This window comes from Cellulomonas massiliensis JC225 (genome assembly GCF_000312005.1).
Taxonomy (GTDB): Bacteria; Actinomycetota; Actinomycetes; order Actinomycetales; family Cellulomonadaceae; genus Cellulomonas; species Cellulomonas massiliensis.
In genome coordinates this window covers 92,200-110,360 of record NZ_HE978588.1, presented here as the reverse complement: position 1 = coordinate 110,360, position 18,161 = coordinate 92,200, and the positions used below count along the sequence as shown (strand labels likewise).

Here is an 18,161-nt window from a genome sequence, read left to right as displayed (position 1 = left end):
CCGGGCGACGGCCCGCGGCCGCCGGGGAGCCGTCCCCGCCGTCCGCACCGGCCGCGGTGAACGCGCCGGCCCCGTACGACGACGAGGCCACCTGACCGCCCTCGACCTTCCCGTCCGGACCGCGGTCCGGCCGGTCCGCCCCTGCCCCGCCGCCTGACAGAATGGTCGAATGCCCGTGCCCTCGACGTCGCGCATCTTCTCGGGGATGCAACCGACCTCCGACTCCCTGCACCTCGGCAACTACCTGGGCGCGCTGACCCAGTGGGTGGCGCTCCAGGACGGGAACGACGCCATCTACTGCGTCGTCGACCTGCATGCGCTGACGGTCGGGCCCGACCCCGCCGTGCTGCGCGAGCGCACCCGCCGCACGGCCGCCCAGTACCTGGCGGCCGGGGTCGACCCCGCACGCTCGCTGCTGTTCGTGCAGTCGCACGTGCCGGAGCACGCCGAGCTGGCCTGGATCCTGTCGTGCCACACGGGCTTCGGCGAGGCCAGCCGCATGACGCAGTTCAAGGACAAGTCGAGCAAGCAGGGCTCCGAGGGCACGACCGTCGGCCTGTTCACCTACCCGGTGCTCATGGCGGCCGACATCCTGCTGTACGACACGAACCTTGTCCCGGTGGGCGAGGACCAGCGCCAGCACCTGGAGCTCACGCGTGACCTCGCGACGCGGCTGAACTCGCGCTTCGGCGCGGGGACGGCCGTGGTGCCGGAGCCGTACATCGTCCGCTCGACGGCGAAGATCTACGACCTGCAGGACCCCACGTCGAAGATGAGCAAGTCGGCGGGGAGCCCGAACGGCCTCATCGAGCTGCTCGACGACCCGAAGGTCGTCGCGAAGCGCATCCGCTCGGCCGTGACCGACGCCGAGCGGGAGATCCGGTTCGACGCCGAGGCCAAGCCGGGCGTCTCCAACCTCCTGACCATCTACTCGGCGCTCACCGGGCGGGAGGTCGCCGCGATCGAGGCCGAGTACGCCGGCAAGGGGTACGGCGACCTGAAGAAGGACCTCGCCGACGTGGTCGTGGACTTCCTCACGCCGTTCCAGGCGCGGGTGCACGAGTACCTCGCCGACCCGGCCGCCCTCGACGACGTCCTCGCGGTGGGCGCGCAGAAGGCGCGCGACATCGCGTCCGTGACGCTCGACCGGTTCTACGAGCGGTCGGGCCTGCTCGCGCGCCGGCCGCGGCGGGTGGTCGAGGTCGGGGCGTGAGACTGCCCGAGCGGACCGCCGACGACGTCGTCATCGGCGTCGCCGTCACGGTGCCCGAGCCGCACGGGTCGGTGCTGCAGGGCGCCCGCTCGCGGTTCGGCGACCCGCTCGCCGAGCTGATCCCGCCGCACGTGACGCTCCTCGGGCCGACGGCGGTGACCCCCGGGGACGTGCCCGCGATCGAGCAGCACCTCGCCGCGGCGGCCGCGCAGCACGCGCCCTTCGTCCTGCGCCTGCGGGGCACCGGCACGTTCCGTCCGGTCACGCAGGTCGCGTTCGTCCAGGTGGCCGACGGCATCGCGGGCTGCGAGCAGCTGGAGTCGGCCGTGCGGCAGGGGCCGCTCGCCCAGGAGCTGCGCTACCACTACCACCCGCACGTCACGGTCGCGCACGACCTCGACGACGACCGGCTGGACGCGGCGATCGACGAGCTCGCCGGCTTCGACGCGTCGTTCGTGGTGGACCGGTTCGACCTGTACCAGTGCGGCGCGGACGAGGTCTGGCGCGTCGCCCGCTCCTTCCCGCTCACCGCTGCGCCGCCGCAGGACGCGCGGCTCGCGGATGCCGAGGCCCGGCCCGCCACCTAGCCTCGGAGCATGACGGCACCGGGACGCGAACGGGTCTCGCACGCGGGGATCGACGAGGTCGGCCCGGCCGCGGGCGCGGGCCAGGCGCACGCGCGTGCGGCGCGACGGGTGCCCGACCCGTCGTCGTCCCCCTCGCTCGTCGAGCGGGCGAAGGCGCTCCTCGCGTGGTGGCAGCGCACCCGTCCGGCCCGTGCGAACGCCCGGTTCGGCTCCCGCGGGGGCGGCGTGCTCACCGGCGGCATCGCCTACGCCGCCCTGTTCTCCGTGTTCGCGGCGCTCACGCTCGGGTGGACCGTGTTCATGGCGGTGCTGGGCGACAACGAGGAGCTGCGGGCGAGCGTGCTGCGCGCCATCGACCAGGCGCTGCCCGGGCTCGTCCAGACCGGCGAGAACGACGGCGTGATCGACCCGGCGTCGCTGCAGCTCAGCCCGGGCCTGACGGTCGCGGGCGTCGTCGCGCTGGTCGTCCTGCTCCTGTCGGCCCTGTCGGCCACGGCGGCGCTGCGCACCGGGGTGCGGGCGATGTTCGCCGACGAGGGCACCGGCGGCAACGCGGTGACGGGCAAGCTGCGCGAGCTGGGCGGGCTCGCCGGCCTCGCGTTCGCCGTGCTCCTGTCGGCCGTGCTGACCACGGCGGCAGGCTCCGCCGCCCGGTGGGTCCTCGACGCGTTCGGCTGGGACGGCTCCGGTCAGATCGCGCTGCAGGGCGTCGGCATGCTCGTCGCGTTCGTCATCGACGCGCTGACGTTCGTCCTCATCGTCCGCGTGCTCGCCGCGGAGGACCCGCCGCGCCGCGACCTCGTCCGCGGCGCGCTCCTCGCGGCGGTCGGCATCGGCGTCGTGCGGTTCCTCGGGACGAGCGTCGTCGCGGGCTCGGCCGACAGGAACCCGCTGCTCGCGTCGTTCGCCGTGATCGTCACGCTGCTCATCTGGGTCAACCTCATCTCGCGGATCGTCCTGCTGGCGGCCGCGTGGGTCGCCGACCGGCCGCCCCCGGAGGCCGCCGAGCACTGAGCGGCGCGGTCAGCCGATCGCGTCGTGCAGCTCGGCCGTGCGCTGCAGCAGCCGCGCGAGGCGCCGGCGCGTGCGGTCGGGCTCGCCGACGGTGCCGAGCCGGCGCATCCCCGGGTCGCCGGCGCGCGCGCCGGCGGCGATCCGCGCGACCGCGTTCGCCATCCGCACCGGCACGTGGTCGAGCAGGTCGTGCGGGTCGACGTCGCCGTACGACGAGGCCACCAGGCGCAGCCCTCGCGCCACCGCAGCGGCGTCGGCCTCCGGCTCCAGCAGCGGCCCGTTCCAGGCGAAGATCGCGACGTCGTCGAGGGGGACCCCGGGCCCGGCGACGTCCCAGTCGAGCACGCCGGCGAGCGCGTCGCCGTCGAACACCAGGTTGTACGTCGCGACGTCGTGGTGGCAGACGATCTCGCCCGGACCGAGCCCGCGCTCGGCGAAGCGCCAGCGTCGGGTGTCCCGCGGGAAGCCCGCCACGGTCTCGTGGAAGCGGCGCAGCCACGCCATGGTGCTCGCCACCTGGGCGTCCGTGAGGTCCTCGACGCCGATCGGGACGACGTGACCGGGCAGGTACGTGAGGGCCTCACGCCCGCGCGCGTCGGTCCCGAGGACCCGCGGCACCAGGTCGAGCCCGGCGTCCGCGACGAACGCCAGCAGCTCGTGCACCGCCGGCGTCCACGGGCCGGTCGGCCGCCGCACCGTCGACCCGACGCGCACCGCGCCGCCGACGTTGCCGCCGGGCAGGACCTCCTCGACCGTGCCCGGGTCGTCCACGAGCACGGGCAGCTCAGCGGTCACGGGGCGCCGGCACCGGGAGGCCCCGGCGCTCGAGCTCGGCCGCCACGGTCGCCGGGACGGGCCGGCACCCGCACGCATCGGCGTGCGCGAGGTGCCACTCGACCCGGCGGTCCATCGGCGCGCCCTGACCCAGGACGTGCGTGTCGTGCCACTGCGTGTTCACGCGGCCAGTCCACCACCGACCCGGCGCCGTGCCCAGCGCATTGGGCTCGGCACCCCTCGGCGTGTGCCCGGCGCCCGTGTCGGTCCGGCGGTGCACCCTGGGGCCATGGTGACGATCTCCTGCTCCTGCGGCGCCGTGACCACCTCGCGGCGCCACCCGCTGCTCGGCCTGGCGCTCGCGGACCGGCTCGCCCTCGTCGAGACCGCCTTCGCGGTCGAGGGCGGCTTCCTCACCCTCGAGGCGGACGGCTCCTGGCACCCGGGCGAGCCCGACGAGTCCTGCGTCGTCCTCCTCGACCTCGACGCGATCGACGCCGCCGCCGGCCTGGACGAGGACGACGCCCGGCGCCTGCGGTCCGCGCTGCACCTCGCGCGCTCCGGCGGCCGGATGCTGCCCGACGAGGTCGCCCGCGGCCGTCTGCGGCTGCGCGCGCGGCCCGCCGACACCTTCCGCGCGCAGGTCACGTACGTCGTCGAGGACGCGGGCCGCACGCTCCTCGAGGTCACGGCCGAGCCGGGCGAGCCGTCGCTGCTGGACGCCCTCGTGGCGGCTCACGACCGCTTCGGCGCCGACGCGTGGGCCCGGGTCGCGGCGGTCGCACGCCGTGCCTCGTCGCGCGGGCGCCTCGCCGCTGCGATCGCCGGGCTGGACGAGCGGGCCGTCACCGCGGCCTGACGCAGACGAGGGCCGGGGCGTCGGCCCCGGCCCTCGCGCACGTGCGGTGGTCGCCTCAGAAGGCGCGCGTGATCATCGCCCGCTTCACCGGCTGTTCGCGGCCTCGGCGGTGGTCGCCTCAGAAGGCGCGCGTGATCATCGCCCGCTTCGCCGGCTGTTCGCGACCTCGGTGGTGTCGCCTCAGAAGGCGCGCGTGATCATCGCCCGCTTGACCTCTTGGATCGCCTTCGTCACCTCGATGCCCCGTGGGCACGCCTCGGTGCAGTTGAAGGTCGTGCGGCAGCGCCACACGCCCTCCTTGTCGTTGAGGATCTCGAGGCGCTGGGCGCCGCCCTCGTCCCGGCTGTCGAAGATGAACCGGTGCGCGTTGACGATCGCCGCCGGGCCGAAGTACTGGCCGTCGGTCCAGAACACCGGGCAGGACGACGTGCACGCGGCGCACAGGATGCACTTGGTCGTGTCGTCGAACCGCTCGCGCTGGGCGGCGGACTGCAGGCGCTCCTTCGTCGGCTCGTTCCCCGTGGTGATGAGGAACGGCATGATCTCGCGGTAGCTCGCGAAGAACGGCTCCATGTCGACCACGAGGTCCTTGACCACGGGCAGGCCCTTGATGGGCTCGACGGTGATCGGCTTGGACGGGTCGAGGTCCTTGAGCAGCGTCTTGCAGGCGAGGCGGTTGCGGCCGTTGATCCGCATCGCGTCCGACCCGCACACGCCGTGCGCGCACGAGCGCCGGAACGTGAGCGAGCCGTCCTGCTCCCACTTGATCTTGTGCAGCGCGTCGAGCACGCGGTCGGTGCCGTGCGACTCGACCTGGAACTCGTCCCAGCGCGGCACGGCGTCGCCGTTCTCGTCGGGCAGGTAGCGCATCACGCGCATCGTGACGGTGAAGGAGGCGACCTCGCCGACCTTCTGGGCAGGGGCCTCGGCCACGGCAGTCATCAGTACTTACGCTCCATCGGCTGGTAGCGCGTCACCACGACGTCCTTCGACCCGAGGACGAGCTGGTAGCCCTCGAACGTGGTCGAGTGGGCGAACGCCCCCTTGGCGTCCCCGTCGCCCTTCGACGAGCGCCGCCCCTCGGGCAGCGGCCGCCGGTAGGCCATCGTGTGCCGCATGAACCTCTTGTCGTCGCGGTCGGGGTAGTCCTCGCGGAAGTGCCCGCCGCGCGACTCCTGGCGGTTGAGCGCTCCGACGACCACGGTCTCCGCGATGTCGAGCAGGAAGCCGAGCTCGACGGCCTCCAGCAGGTCGGTGTTGAAGGTGCGCGACTTGTCCTGCACGGAGACGGCCTGGTACCGCTTCTGCAGCTCGCGCAGGTCGGCGAGGGCCTGGTGGAGGGACTCCTCGGTCCGGAACACCTGCGCGTTCGCGTCCATCGTCTCCTGCAGCGCGCGGCGCACGTCGGCCACGCGCTCGCCGTCCGGGCGGGTGCGCATCTGCTCGAGCTCGGCCACGACGGTCGCCGCCGGGTCCTCGGGCAGGTCCACGAACGACGCCTGCGCGGCGTAGTGCGCGGCACTGATGCCGGCCCGCTTGCCGAACACGTTGATGTCCAGCAGCGAGTTGGTGCCCAGGCGGTTGGAGCCGTGCACGGAGACGCACGCGACCTCGCCCGCGGCGTAGAGCCCGCGGATGACGTCGTGCTCGTTGCGGAGCACCTCGCCCTCGATGTTCGTCGGCACCCCGCCCATGGCGTAGTGCGCGGTCGGGTAGACCGGCACCGGCTCGGTGTAGGGCTCGACGCCCAGGTACGTGCGGGCGAACTCGGTGATGTCCGGCAGCTTGGCGTCGATGTGCGCCGGGTCGAGGTGCGTGAGGTCGAGCAGGACGTAGTCCTTGTTCGGCCCGGCGCCGCGGCCCTCGCGGACCTCGTTGGCCATCGACCGAGCGACGATGTCGCGCGGGGCGAGGTCCTTGATCGTGGGGGCGTAGCGCTCCATGAAGCGCTCGCCCTCGGAGTTGCGCAGGATGCCGCCCTCGCCGCGCGCGGCCTCCGAGAGCAGGATGCCGAGGCCCGCCAGGCCCGTCGGGTGGAACTGGAAGAACTCCATGTCCTCCAGCGGGATCCCGCGGCGGTACGCGAGCGCCATGCCGTCGCCGGTGAGCGTGTGCGCGTTCGACGTCGTCTTGAAGATCTTGCCGGCGCCGCCCGTCGCGAGGACCACCGACTTCGCCTGGAAGACGTGGATCTCGCCCGTCGCCAGCTCGTAGGCCACGACGCCCGAGACGTTGACCTCCTCGCCCTCGGGCACGTGGCCCGCGGCGAGGTCGTGGTCGACCAGCAGGTCGAGCACGTAGAACTCGTTGAAGAACTCGACGTCGTTCTTCACGCAGTTCTGGTACAGCGTCTGCAGGATCATGTGGCCGGTGCGGTCCGCCGCGTAGCAGGAGCGGCGCACGGCCGCCTCGCCGTGGTTGCGGGTGTGGCCGCCGAACCGGCGCTGGTCGATGCGGCCCTCGGGCGTCCGGTTGAACGGCAGGCCCATCTTCTCGAGGTCGAGCACCGCGTCGATGGCCTCCTTGGCCATCACCTCGGCGGCGTCCTGGTCGACCAGGTAGTCACCGCCCTTGACGGTGTCGAACGTGTGCCACTCCCAGTTGTCTTCCTCGACGTTCGCGAGGGCGGCGCACATGCCGCCCTGCGCCGCGCCCGTGTGGGAGCGCGTCGGGTAGAGCTTGGAGATGACGGCGGTCCGGACGCGGGCCGACGACTCGAGGGCCGCGCGCATCCCCGCGCCGCCGGCGCCGACGATGACGACGTCGTACTGGTGTGTCTGCATGGTTCCTTCAGGCCCCCGTCACTCGGTGCAGAACGACGGCAGCAGGTCGGCGGGGGACCCGGACGGGCAGGGGTCGAACGTGAAGATCACGAGCGTGCCGAGGACGACGACCACGACGAACGCGAGGTAGAGCAGGCCCTTGAGGACCATCCGCGTCGTGTCCTTCTCGGCGTAGTCGTTGACGATCGTGCGCACGCCGTTGGTGCCGTGGATCATGGCGAGCCAGAGCATGAGCAGGTCCCAGACCTGCCAGAACGGCGAGGCCCACTTGCCGGCGACGAAGCCGAAGTCGATGGCCTTGACGCCCTCTCCGGCGACCAGGTTCACGAACAGGTGGCCGAAGATGAGGACGACGAGCACGACGCCCGACGCGCGCATGAACACCCAGCCGTAGAGCTCGGTGTTGCCGCGCGTGGTGAGGCGGCTCGGACGGGCGCGCGGCGGGCGCGGCGCCTTGGGGTCCGCGACGAGGCTCATCACTCACCCCCGAAGACGTGCATGAGGTGCCGCGGCAGGAAGCCCGCCATCGTCACGACGAACAGGCCCATGACGACCCAGAGCATGACCCGCTGGTACCGCGGGCCCTTGGCCCAGAAGTCCACGAGGATGATCCGCAGGCCGTTGAAGGCGTGGAAGACGATGGCGGCGACGAGGCCGGCCTCGCCCAGCCCCATGACCGGGTTCTTGTACGTCCCGATGACGTCGTTGTAGGCCTCGGGGGAGATCCGGACCAGCGACGTGTCGAGGACGTGCACGAGCAGGAAGAAGAAGATCGCGAAGCCGGTCACGCGGTGCGCGACCCACGACCACATGCCTTCCCGGCCGCGATAGAGCGTTCCGACCGGCTTGCGCGCGGGCGTCGCTGCGGGCGCTGCCACTTCGTGGGCCTCCTGGCGAGTGAGGACGGGGCGGCGGGCACGGGGCGGGGGGCGGGTCGGCGCCCGGCCCCGTGGCGTCCCCACCACGTCGGTCCGGCGTCGGCACGGCCGCTCTGCCGCATGCCTGCTGTCTCACTGTATAGACGCCCGACGGGTGGGTGGACCGTCAGGGTGGGCCGTTGGTCCCGGGTGTGAGCAAGTCCACACGCCCCGGGGGGAACCGCGCGGGCGCCACTAGGGTGGCCGCCATGTCCGCCACGCCCGATGCGCCCGCCGAGTCGTCGGTGATCCCGGGGTTCCACGCGGTCGTCCCGGCCGGCGGCGCGGGCACGCGCCTGTGGCCGCTGTCGCGCGCGGGGCGGCCCAAGTTCCTGCTCGACCTGACGGGCTCCGGCCGCACGCTCCTGCAGGCCACCGTCGACCGCCTGACGCCGCTGGCCGGCCCCGACGGAGTGCTCGTCGTCACCGGCACCCGGCACGCGGCCGCGGTGGCCGCCCAGCTGCCCGGGCTGGACGAGGGGCCGGGCGGCCGGCTGCTCGCCGAGCCGTCGCCGCGCGACTCGATGGCCGCGATCGGCCTGGCCGCGGCGGTCCTTCTCGAGCGGCACGGTGAGGACGTCGTGCTGGGCTCGTTCGCCGCGGACCACGTGGTGCACGGCGCGGAGGCGTTCGAGCGGGCCGTGCGCGAGGGCGTCGTGGCCGCGCGCGAGGGGTACGTCGTCACCGTCGGCATCCGGGCGAGCGGCCCCTCGACGGCCTTCGGGTACGTCCGGTCGGGGGAGCCGCTCGGGCTGCCCGACGCGCCCGGCGCGGTGCGCTCGGCCGGATTCACGGAGAAGCCCGACGCGCTGACGGCCGCCAGCTATCTGGCGACGGGGGAGTACCGGTGGAACGCCGGCATGTTCCTCGTCCGCGCCCGCGTGCTGCTCGACCATCTCGCGGCCCAGCTGCCGGCGCTCGCGGCCGGGCTGCGCGAGATCGCCGCCGCCTGGGACGGCGACGACCGCGACGAGGTGCTCGCGCGCGTGTGGCCGGGCCTGACGAAGATCGCCATCGACCACGCGATCGCCGAGCCGGTCGCCGCGGCCGGGGGCGTCGCCGTCGTCCCGGGCGACTTCGGCTGGGACGACGTGGGCGACTTCGACTCCCTCGCGGGTCTGCTCCCCGCCGGCACGCTCGGCGACGCGTCGCTCGTGCGACGGGTCGCGGCCGACGGAGCCTTCGTCGTGCCTGCCGACGGCCGCACGGTCAGCGTCGTCGGGCTCCCCGACGTCGTCGTCGTGGACACCCCCGGGGCGGTCCTCGTCACCTCGCGCGAGCACGCGCAGCAGGTCAAGGACGTCGTGGACGCCTGGCGGGCCGCGGGACGCGACGACCTGCTCTGAGCGACGGCGATACGCTCGCAGGCGTGCCCGCCCTCCTCGACCCCGCCGACGTCCCTGCCCTCCTGCCGCACCGGGAGCCGTCCGCGGACGGCACGCTCGCACGGCTGACCGGGACGCTCGACGAGCTGCGGGCCGAGCTCGTCGCCTTCCGCCGGGACCTGCACGCGCACCCCGAGCTGGGACGCACGGAGCAGCGCACGACGGCCGCGGTCGCCGACCGGCTGCGCGCCGCCGGCCTCACGCCCGCCCTGCTGCCCGGCTCCGGGCTCACGTGCGACATCGGCCCGTCGCGCGGGCCCGACGGGCGCGGCCGCATCGGCCTGAGAGCCGACCTGGACGCGCTGCCGGTCGTCGACGCGTGCGGGCTGCCGTGGCACTCGACCGCGCGCGGCGTGGCGCACGCCTGCGGGCACGACGTGCACACCGCGGCCGTGCTGGGCGCGGGGCTGGCCCTCGCGCGGCTCGCCGAGGCTGGGGAGCTCGCGACCGGCGTGCGCCTGGTGTTCCAGCCCGCGGAGGAGATCCAGCCCGGCGGCTCCCTCGACGTCATGGCCGCGGGCGGGCTCGACGGCGTCTCGTCGCTGTTCGCGGTCCACTGCGACCCCAAGGTGGACGTCGGCCGGGTCGGCACGCGCATCGGGCCCATCACGTCGGCGAGCGACGAGGTGCAGGTCGTCTTCACCGGCGGCGGCGGCCACACGTCCCGGCCGCACCTCACGGGTGACCTCGTGTACGCGATGGGCCAGGTGATCACGCAGGTCCCCGCGATCCTGGGGCGCCGTCTCGACCCGCGCTCGGGCGTCAACCTCACGTGGGGCGTCGCGCAGGCGGGCTCCGCGCACAACGCGATCCCGACGACGGGTCACCTGCGCGGCACGCTGCGCTGCCTCGACGTGCGCGCCTGGGAGGCGGCCTCGCAGGTCTTCCACGACGCGGTCACGCAGGTCGTCGCGCCGTTCGACGTCGAGGCGGAGGTGCGGCACCAGCGGGGGACGCCGCCCGTCGACAACGACGCGACGGCCACGACGGTGCTGGAGCGGGCTGCGTACGACGTGCTCGGCGAGGGCTCGGTCGAGCTGACCGAGCAGTCGCTGGGCGGCGAGGACTTCGCCTGGTACCTCACCAAGGTGCCCGGGGCGATGGCGCGGCTGGGGACCCGGACGCCGGGCGGCCGCACGTACGACATCCACCAGGGCGACCTCGTCGTCGACGAGCGCGCGGTCGAGGCCGGCGCGCTGCTGCTCGCGCGGGCGGCGGTGCTCGCGGGACGCCCCTGAGCGCGGCTCGTCCGGCTGGCGAGACGGCCCGTCCGGACGGTGGTCCGATATTCCAAGTCGGTAACGGAACCCCCGCGGATACCCGTCGGTAACGTGCGCGTCATCCGGCGGTGGATAGTGTCCGACCCATCGATGCCGGCGCACCCGCGCGCTCCCTGCGCGCGTTCAGCCATGCGTGCGCCCGGCGCCAAGACACTCAGGAGAGTCGCGTGAAGAAGATCATTCGTGCGGCTGCGCTCGGCGGGGCAGTCGCTCTCGCGCTCGCAGCGTGCGGCAGCGCCCCGGAGGAGACCGAGACGCCGGGCAGCAGCGGCAGCGCAGCGGCGCCCGTGGACTTCACGGCGTGCATGGTCTCCGACGAGGGCGGTTTCGACGACGCCTCGTTCAACCAGTCCGGCTACGAGGGCCTCAAGAAGGCCGAGTCCGACCTCGGCATCCAGGTGAAGACCGCCGAGTCCACCGACCCGGGCCAGTACACGACCAACGTCGACTCGATGGTCCAGGCCAACTGCGACCTCATCATCGGCGTCGGCTTCGCGCTCGAGGACGCCATCCAGGCGGCCGCCGACGCGAACAAGGACAAGCACTTCGCGCTCGTCGACTCGGCCTTCTCGGACGCGGACTTCAACCCGGTCACGCTCGAGAACGCCAAGCCGCTGCTGTTCAACACGCAGGAGGCCGCGTACCTCGCCGGCTACCTGAGCGCGGGCATGTCGAAGACCCACACGCTCGCCACCTTCGGCGGCCAGCCCTTCCCGTCGGTGACGATCTTCATGGACGGCTTCGTCGACGGCGCGGCCGCCTACGCGAAGGACTCCGGCACGGCCACCAAGGTGCTCGGCTGGGACAAGGCCAAGCAGAACGGCTCGATGATCGGCAACTTCTCCGACACCCAGGCGGGTGCGGACACCTCGACGCAGTTCATCGAGGACGGCGCCGACGTGATCCTGCCCGTCGCCGGCCCGGTCGGCTCCGGCACGCTCAACGCGGCGTCGCAGCACGACGGCACGATGGTCGTGTGGGTGGACTCGGACGGCTACCTGCAGCCCTCCAACGAGCAGTACAAGTCGCTCATCCTCACCTCGGTCATGAAGCAGATCGGCACCGCCGTCTTCGACACGATCAAGGCGTCGGTCGACGGCAACTTCACGGCCGAGCCGTACGTCGGCACGCTCGAGAACGGCGGCGTGGACATCGCGCCGTTCCACGACTTCGAGAGCCAGGTCCCGGCCGAGCTGTCCTCGAAGATCGACGAGCTGCGTGAGCAGATCATCTCGGGCGACCTCGTCGTCGACTCCCCGTCGGCGAACAAGGTCTCCTGACCCGTACCGGGGGCCCGGGGCGAACTCGCCCCGGGCCCCCGGTGCGTCACCGGCCCGGGTGGTCCTAGGGTCGGTCCACAGACGAAAGGTGGTCGGACGTGCGGCTCGAGCTGCAGGGCATCACCAAGCGCTTCGGTTCGCTCGTTGCCAACGACGGCATCGACCTGACCTTCGAACCGGGCGAGATCCACGCGCTGCTCGGCGAGAACGGCGCCGGCAAGTCCACGCTGATGAACGTGCTGTACGGGCTCTACCAGCCCGACGGCGGTCAGATCGTCGTCGACGGCACCGCCCGCACGTTCGCGGGCCCGGGCGAGGCCATGGCGGCGGGCATCGGCATGGTCCACCAGCACTTCATGCTGATCCCGGTGTTCACCGTCGCGGAGAACGTCGTGCTCGGCCACGAGCCCGTCGCCGGCGGCGGGCTCATCGACCTCGCGCAGGCGCGCCGCCGGGTCAAGGAGATCTCCGACCGCTTCGGGTTCGACGTCGACCCGGACGCGCTCGTCGAGGACCTGCCCGTCGGGGTGCAGCAGCGCGTCGAGATCATCAAGGCGCTGTCGCGGGACGCCGAGGTCCTCATCCTCGACGAGCCCACCGCCGTGCTGACGCCGCAGGAGACCGACGAGCTGATCGGGATCATGCGCCAGCTCAAGGAGGCCGGCACCTCCGTCGTCTTCATCACCCACAAGCTCCGCGAGGTCCGCGCGGTCGCCGACACGATCTCCGTGATCCGCCGCGGCAAGGTCGTCGGCACCGCGAGCCCGCAGGACTCCGAGGTCGAGCTCGCCTCCCTCATGGTCGGGCGCTCCGTCACCCTGGCCGTCGAGAAGGCGCCCGCCGAGCCCGGCGACGCCACGTTCCAGGTGCGCGACCTCACCGTCCTGGACGCCCGCGGGGTCGCGGTCGTGGACGACGTGTCGTTCGACGTGCGCCGCGGCGAGATCCTCGCGATCGCCGGCGTGCAGGGCAACGGCCAGACCGAGCTGACCGAGACGATCCTCGGCCTGCGCTCGCCCAGCGCCGGCCACCTGCTGCTCGACGGCACGGACCTCGGCCCGCTCACGGTCGGCGAGGTCATCGAGGCGGGCGTCGGCTTCGTGCCCGAGGACCGGACGACCGACGGCCTCATCGCCTCGTTCTCGATCGCCGAGAACCTCGTGCTCGACATGCACACGTCGCCGCAGTTCGCGCGCGCCGGGTCGCTCAGCCCCGCGAAGGTCGCCGCGAACGCCGCGACGCGCGTGCAGGAGTTCGACATCCGCGCCGGCTCGGTGCAGGACCCGGTCTCGACGCTGTCGGGCGGCAACCAGCAGAAGGTCGTGCTGGCGCGCGAGATGTCGCGCCCGCTGCGCCTGCTCGTCGCCTCGCAGCCCACGCGCGGCCTCGACGTCGGCTCCATCGAGTTCGTGCACAAGCGGATCGTCGCGGAGCGCGACGGCGGGACGCCGGTGATCATCGTCTCCACCGAGCTGGACGAGGTCCTCGCCCTCGCCGACCGCATCGCCGTCATGTACCGGGGCACGATCATCGGGACGGTCGACGGCGGGCACGCCGCCGACCGCGACGTCCTCGGGCTGATGATGGCGGGCGTGCCGCTCGAGCAGGCCCGCGAGCAGGCCGCCGGCCACCACACCGCCCTCGCCGAGGCCGACGAGGTCGCCGCCGGCGCGGACCCGCTCGTCGCCCCCGTGCAGGACGCCCCGGTCGCCCCCGCGCCGGCCGCGCCCGTCACCCCCACCCCGTCCACGGAGGAGGAGCGGTGACCACCACCGCGCAAGCCCCCGCCCCCGCCGAGCCGCAGGCGACGAAGCCCGCGCGCGAGCGGGGCAGCTACCTGCAGCAGGTCCTCGACTCGTCCGCCACGACCATCGTCGTCGCGATCGTCATCGCGCTGGTGCTCGCGTCGCTGCTCGTCGTCGCGGCCGACCCGGACGCGCAGAAGGCCCTCGTCTACGTGTTCGCCCGGCCGTCCGACTTCTTCGGTGCGGCGTGGGACGCGGTGTACTCGACGTACTCGGCGCTGTTCCGGGGCGCGATCTTCGACCCGCAGGCGAGCGGCGCGCGCCAGATCAGGCCGATCACCGAGACGATGGTCTCGTCGGTGCCGCTGATCTTCGCCGGCCTCGGGCTCGGCATCGGCTTCCGGTCCGGCCTGTTCAACATCGGTGCCCAGGGCCAGGTGCTCATCGGTGCCGCGGCGGGCGCCTGGGTCGGCTTCGCCGTGCCCATGCCTGCGGGGCTGCACGTGATCGTCGTGTGCGTCGCGGCCGCCGTCGCCGGCGGGATCTGGGCGGGCATCGCGGGCTTCCTCAAGGCCCGCACCGGCGCGTCCGAGGTCATCGTGACGATCATGCTGAACTCGATCGCCGCGTACCTCGTCGCCTACCTGCTGACGACGTCGGTCCTGCGCCAGCCGGGGTCGACCCGGCCCATCACGCCGCCGGTCAAGGACACGGCCGTGATGCCGCTGCTGCTGGGGGACCAGTTCCGCCTGCACCTGGGCTTCCTGCTCGCCATCCTCGCCGCCGTCGGCGTCTGGTGGCTCATGGAGCGCTCGACGATCGGCTTCCGGTTCCGGGCCGTCGGCGCGAACCAGGACGCGGCCCGCACCGCGGGCATCAAGGTGACGACGGTGTACGTGCTCGTCATGCTCGTCGCCGGCGGCCTGGCGGGGCTCGGCGGCGCGATGCAGATCATCGGCACGGACAAGACGTTCCAGGCCAGCTCGGCCGGCTCGATCGGGTTCGACGCGATCACCGTCGCGCTGCTCGGTCGCTCGCGGCCGCTGGGCACCGTGCTCGCGGCGCTGCTGTTCGGCGCGCTGCGCGCGGGCTCGCCGCTCATGCAGACGGCGGCGGGCACCCCCATCGACCTGGTGCTGGTCATCCAGGCCGTCATCGTGCTGCTCATCGCGGCCCCGCCGCTGGTGCGCGAGCTCTCGCTCGTGCACTGGGCGGCCGTGCCGTTCGGCTACGACCGGAAGAAGGCTGCCGCGTGACCGCCCTCGCCGAACCCCAGGCCCCGCTGGCCCCGGCCGCGCAGGCGTCGACGCTCGCCCCGGTCAAGTACCGCGGGCCGCTCGTCGTCCTGGTCCTGTCGGTCGTGCTGCTGGTCGTCTTCGCCCTCGCGATCGACCCGGCGGACACGACGACCTTCCGCGTCGCGACGTCCCGCGACGTCTGGCAGATCTCGCCGTTCACGGTGCCGTCGCTGCTCACCTGCGTGCTCGCGTCGCTCGTCGCGATCGCCATCGGCGTCCTGGCGCTGCTGCGGGCGCGCGCCCGCCGGTCCGTCCCGGCCTGGTGGTACGCGGTCGCGGGTGTCGTGCTGCTGTTCGCGGTGCTCGCCTGGTCGGTGGCCGGCACCGGCAACGCCTTCCCGCTGACGCTGCTGCTCGTCAACGCGGTCGGTCTCGCCGTCCCCCTGTGCCTCGGCGCCCTCGCCGGCCTGCTGTGCGAGCGGTCGGGCGTCATCAACATCGCGATCGAGGGCCAGCTGCTCGCCGGCGCGTTCCTGGCCGTCGTCGTCGGCACCATCAGCGGCAACCCGTACGTCGGCCTCGTCGCGGCGCCCGTCGCCGGCGCCCTCGTCGGCGCGGTCCTGGCGCTGTTCGCGGTCCGCTACTGGGTCGACCAGATCATCGTCGGCGTCGTCCTCAACGTGCTCGTCATCGGCCTGACGAACTACCTGTTCTCGACCGTCCTGACGAACGACCCGCAGGGCCTCAACGCCCCGCCGCGGCTGCCCGAGCTCCCGATCCCCGGCCTGTCGGCCATCCCGATCCTGGGCCCGGCGCTGTTCAACCACCCGCTGACGGTGTACCTCATGTACGCCGCCGTGATCGTGCTGCAGGTGATGGTCTTCCGCTCGCGGTGGGGCCTGCGGCTGCGGTCGGTCGGCGAGCACCCGAAGGCGGCGGACACCGTCGGCATCAAGGTCAACCCGACCCGCGTGCGTTCGACCGTGCTGGGCTCGGCGCTCGCCGGCCTGGGCGGCGCGGCGCTCGTCTCGGCGGGCCTGGCGTTCACCAAGGAGCTGACGAGCGGCAAGGGCTACATCGCCCTCGCGGCGATGATCCTGGGCCGCTGGAGCCCGACGGGCGCGTTCGCGGCGGCGCTGTTCTTCGGCACCGCCGACGCGCTGCGCCGCGTGCTCAACAACCTCGGCTCGCCCATCCCGAGCGAGCTGCTCGGCATGCTGCCCTACCTCGCGACGATCTTCGCGGTCGCCGGCCTCGTCGGCCGCGTCCGTCCGCCCGCCGCCGAGGGCATCCCCTACAAGAAGTGAGCGCACCACCCGTGAACCACCAGAGCACCACCGAGATCGACTGGGACGGCCTGCGGGCCGCGGCCACCGAGGCCATGCACAAGGCGTACGTGCCCTACTCCCGGTTCCCCGTCGGGGTCGCGGCCCTCGTCGACGACGGCCGCGTCGTGACCGGCGCCAACGTGGAGAACGCGTCGTACGGGGTCACCCTGTGCGCCGAGTGCTCGCTGGTGTCGGCACTGATCATGTCGGGCGGCGGACGGCTCGTGGCCTTCACGTGCGTCGACGGGCACGGCAACGTGCTCATGCCCTGCGGCCGGTGCCGCCAGCTCCTGTGGGAGCACGGCGGCCCGTCGCTCGTCGTCGAGACGGTGAGCGGCCTGCGCCCGATGACCGAGGTCCTGCCGGACGCGTTCGGTCCGGCCGACCTGGAGGAGCGGGCATGAGCGAGGCCTTCGACGCCGTCGACGTCATCGTCGCCAAGCGCGACGGGAAGCGCCTGACGGACGCGCAGATCGACTGGGTCGTGGACGCGTACACCCGTGGCGTGGTCGCGGACGAGCAGATGTCCTCCCTGGCCATGGCCATCCTGCTCAACGGCATGGACCGCGCCGAGATCGCGCGCTGGACCGCGGCGATGATCGCGACCGGCGAGCGGATGGACTTCTCGTCGCTGTCGCGCCCGACGGCCGACAAGCACTCGACGGGCGGCGTGGGGGACAAGATCACGCTGCCGCTGGCGCCCCTCGTGGCGGTGTTCGACGTCGCGGTCCCGCAGCTGTCCGGCCGCGGGCTCGGGCACACCGGTGGCACGCTCGACAAGCTCGAGTCGATCCCGGGCTGGCGCGCGGCGCTCAGCAACGACGAGATGATGCGCCAGCTCGACGACGTCGGCGCCGTCATCTGCCAGGCGGGCTCCGGGCTCGCGCCGGCCGACCGCAAGCTGTACGCGCTGCGCGACGTCACCGGGACGGTCGAGGCCATCCCGCTGATCGCCAGCTCCATCATGAGCAAGAAGATCGCCGAGGGCACCGGCGCGCTCGTCCTCGACGTCAAGGTCGGCACCGGCGCGTTCATGAAGGACGAGGCGCGGGCGCGCGAGCTGGCCCGGACGATGGTCGGCCTCGGCACCGACGCCGGCGTCACGACCGTCGCGCTGCTCACGGACATGTCGACGCCGCTCGGCCGCACCGCCGGCAACGCCCTCGAGGTCCGCGAGTCGGTCGAGGTGCTCGCCGGCGGGGGCCCGGCGGACGTCGTCGAGCTCACGCTCGCGCTCGCCCGCGAGATGCTCGACGCCGCGGGCCGTCCCGACGCCGACCCGGCGGCCGCGCTCGCCGACGGCCGCGCGATGGACGCCTGGAACCGCATGATCGAGGCGCAGGGCGGCGACCCGCGCGCGTCCCTGCCGGTCGCACGCGAGACCGAGCAGGTCGTGGCCGAGCAGGACGGCGTGCTGGCGCGGCTCGACGCCTACGCGGTCGGGATCGCGGCGTGGCGCCTCGGCGCCGGGCGGGCCCGCAAGGAGGACCCGGTGCAGGCCGGTGCCGGCGTCGAGATCCACGTGCGACCCGGCGAGCCGGTGCGTGCGGGGCAGCCGCTCCTCACGCTGCACACCGACACCCCGGAGCGGTTCGGCCGGGCGCGCGAGGCGCTCGACGGAGGCATCGACGTGGCGCCTGCGGGCACCGCCGTCGAGGTCGGGCCCCTGGTCATCGACCGGATCGACGCCTGACCGCCGCCCGCGGCCGCCTCGGGGCGGGTGCGCCCGTGCGGCGCGCGGAGGACGATGGGGGCAGC

18 protein-coding genes are annotated in these 18,161 nt (G+C 73.3%); 12 read left to right on the top strand and 6 right to left on the bottom strand.

Features of this window, described 5'->3' with window-relative positions:
- Positions 1-169 precede the first annotated feature (169 nt).
- Genes trpS through HGCM_RS00520 form a run of 3 tightly spaced genes read left to right on the top strand, consistent with a single transcriptional unit; the run spans position 170 to position 2,814 of the window.
- Entirely contained in the window at positions 170-1,213 is a 1,044-nt protein-coding gene (gene trpS, locus HGCM_RS00530; protein ID WP_019134947.1) for a tryptophan--tRNA ligase, read from the top strand.
- On the top strand, positions 1,210-1,800 hold the full coding sequence (locus tag HGCM_RS00525; protein ID WP_019134946.1) for a 2'-5' RNA ligase family protein: 591 nt from the start codon (positions 1,210-1,212) through the stop codon (positions 1,798-1,800). The genes trpS and HGCM_RS00525 overlap by 4 nt, the downstream gene beginning before the upstream one ends.
- A 9-nt stretch (positions 1,801-1,809) precedes the next feature.
- Positions 1,810-2,814: a YihY/virulence factor BrkB family protein gene (locus HGCM_RS00520; protein WP_019134945.1), complete on the top strand. Its 1,005-nt coding sequence runs from the start codon at positions 1,810-1,812 to the stop codon at positions 2,812-2,814.
- Positions 2,815-2,823: 9 nt separating this feature from the next.
- On the opposite strand, the gene HGCM_RS00515 is transcribed toward HGCM_RS00520, so the two are convergent.
- Entirely contained in the window at positions 2,824-3,609 is a 786-nt protein-coding gene (locus tag HGCM_RS00515) for a phosphotransferase (RefSeq protein ID WP_019134944.1), read from the bottom strand.
- Positions 3,599-3,772, bottom strand: a complete 174-nt coding sequence (locus HGCM_RS20075; RefSeq protein WP_019134943.1) for a hypothetical protein — start codon at positions 3,770-3,772, stop codon at positions 3,599-3,601. The genes HGCM_RS00515 and HGCM_RS20075 overlap by 11 nt, the downstream gene beginning before the upstream one ends.
- A 105-nt stretch (positions 3,773-3,877) precedes the next feature.
- On the opposite strand from HGCM_RS20075, the gene HGCM_RS00505 reads away from it, so the two are divergent.
- Positions 3,878-4,447, top strand: a complete 570-nt coding sequence (locus HGCM_RS00505) for a hypothetical protein (RefSeq protein ID WP_147572538.1) — start codon at positions 3,878-3,880, stop codon at positions 4,445-4,447.
- Between the two features lie 180 nt (positions 4,448-4,627).
- On the opposite strand, the gene HGCM_RS00500 is transcribed toward HGCM_RS00505, so the two are convergent.
- Genes HGCM_RS00500 through sdhC form a run of 4 tightly spaced genes read right to left on the bottom strand, consistent with a single transcriptional unit; the run spans position 4,628 to position 8,108 of the window.
- Positions 4,628-5,389, bottom strand: a complete 762-nt coding sequence (locus HGCM_RS00500) for a succinate dehydrogenase iron-sulfur subunit (RefSeq protein WP_026075151.1) — start codon at positions 5,387-5,389, stop codon at positions 4,628-4,630.
- Positions 5,389-7,230: a succinate dehydrogenase flavoprotein subunit gene (gene sdhA / locus HGCM_RS00495; protein ID WP_019134940.1), complete on the bottom strand. Its 1,842-nt coding sequence runs from the start codon at positions 7,228-7,230 to the stop codon at positions 5,389-5,391. The genes HGCM_RS00500 and sdhA overlap by 1 nt, the downstream gene beginning before the upstream one ends.
- 18 nt (positions 7,231-7,248) lie before the next feature.
- A complete protein-coding gene (locus HGCM_RS00490; protein ID WP_019134939.1) occupies positions 7,249-7,707 on the bottom strand; it encodes a succinate dehydrogenase hydrophobic membrane anchor subunit in 459 nt (152 codons plus the stop codon).
- Positions 7,707-8,108, bottom strand: a complete 402-nt coding sequence (sdhC, locus tag HGCM_RS00485) for a succinate dehydrogenase, cytochrome b556 subunit (protein ID WP_081596326.1) — start codon at positions 8,106-8,108, stop codon at positions 7,707-7,709. The genes HGCM_RS00490 and sdhC overlap by 1 nt, the downstream gene beginning before the upstream one ends.
- Before the next feature lie 248 nt (positions 8,109-8,356).
- Between sdhC and HGCM_RS00480 the strand changes: the two genes are divergently transcribed.
- From HGCM_RS00480 to HGCM_RS00445, 8 genes are all read left to right on the top strand, one after another.
- Positions 8,357-9,493: a mannose-1-phosphate guanylyltransferase gene (locus HGCM_RS00480; RefSeq protein WP_019134937.1), complete on the top strand. Its 1,137-nt coding sequence runs from the start codon at positions 8,357-8,359 to the stop codon at positions 9,491-9,493.
- A gap of 23 nt (positions 9,494-9,516) precedes the next feature.
- Positions 9,517-10,770, top strand: a complete 1,254-nt coding sequence (locus HGCM_RS00475) for an amidohydrolase (protein WP_019134936.1) — start codon at positions 9,517-9,519, stop codon at positions 10,768-10,770.
- A 209-nt stretch (positions 10,771-10,979) separates the two neighbouring features.
- Complete coding sequence (locus HGCM_RS00470) at positions 10,980-12,092, top strand: BMP family lipoprotein (RefSeq protein ID WP_026075150.1); 1,113 nt, start codon at positions 10,980-10,982, stop codon at positions 12,090-12,092.
- A gap of 98 nt (positions 12,093-12,190) precedes the next feature.
- Positions 12,191-13,858 carry an ABC transporter ATP-binding protein gene (locus tag HGCM_RS00465; protein ID WP_019134934.1) on the top strand — a complete coding sequence of 556 codons (1,668 nt, stop codon included), beginning with the start codon at positions 12,191-12,193 and terminating at the stop codon, positions 13,856-13,858.
- Positions 13,855-15,093 carry an ABC transporter permease gene (locus tag HGCM_RS00460; RefSeq protein ID WP_019134933.1) on the top strand — a complete coding sequence of 413 codons (1,239 nt, stop codon included), beginning with the start codon at positions 13,855-13,857 and terminating at the stop codon, positions 15,091-15,093. The genes HGCM_RS00465 and HGCM_RS00460 overlap by 4 nt, the downstream gene beginning before the upstream one ends.
- Positions 15,090-16,382, top strand: a complete 1,293-nt coding sequence (locus HGCM_RS00455; RefSeq protein ID WP_019134932.1) for an ABC transporter permease — start codon at positions 15,090-15,092, stop codon at positions 16,380-16,382. The genes HGCM_RS00460 and HGCM_RS00455 overlap by 4 nt, the downstream gene beginning before the upstream one ends.
- The gene (locus HGCM_RS00450; RefSeq protein ID WP_256998706.1) at positions 16,379-16,807 is read left to right on the top strand and encodes a cytidine deaminase; all 429 of its coding nucleotides are present in this window, start codon (positions 16,379-16,381) and stop codon (positions 16,805-16,807) included. The genes HGCM_RS00455 and HGCM_RS00450 overlap by 4 nt, the downstream gene beginning before the upstream one ends.
- Positions 16,804-18,096 (top strand): thymidine phosphorylase, encoded by a 1,293-nt coding sequence (locus HGCM_RS00445; RefSeq protein ID WP_019134930.1) that lies wholly within the window; start codon positions 16,804-16,806, stop codon positions 18,094-18,096. Before HGCM_RS00450 ends, HGCM_RS00445 begins: the two co-directional genes overlap by 4 nt.
- Positions 18,097-18,161 lie beyond the last annotated feature (65 nt).

Excerpts from the sequence above, each read along its gene's own strand:
- trpS (WP_019134947.1), top strand. The coding sequence starts at position 170 with ATGCCCGTGCCCTCGACGTCGCGCATCTTCTCGGGGATGCAACCGACC.
- HGCM_RS00520 (WP_019134945.1), top strand. The coding sequence starts at position 1,810 with ATGACGGCACCGGGACGCGAACGGGTCTCGCACGCGGGGATCGACGAG.
- HGCM_RS00505 (WP_147572538.1), top strand. The coding sequence starts at position 3,878 with ATGGTGACGATCTCCTGCTCCTGCGGCGCCGTGACCACCTCGCGGCGC.
- HGCM_RS00500 (WP_026075151.1), bottom strand. The coding sequence starts at position 5,389 with ATGACTGCCGTGGCCGAGGCCCCTGCCCAGAAGGTCGGCGAGGTCGCC.
- sdhA (WP_019134940.1), bottom strand. The coding sequence starts at position 7,230 with ATGCAGACACACCAGTACGACGTCGTCATCGTCGGCGCCGGCGGCGCG.
- HGCM_RS00490 (WP_019134939.1), bottom strand. The coding sequence starts at position 7,707 with ATGAGCCTCGTCGCGGACCCCAAGGCGCCGCGCCCGCCGCGCGCCCGT.
- HGCM_RS00480 (WP_019134937.1), top strand. The coding sequence starts at position 8,357 with ATGTCCGCCACGCCCGATGCGCCCGCCGAGTCGTCGGTGATCCCGGGG.
- HGCM_RS00445 (WP_019134930.1), top strand. The coding sequence starts at position 16,804 with ATGAGCGAGGCCTTCGACGCCGTCGACGTCATCGTCGCCAAGCGCGAC.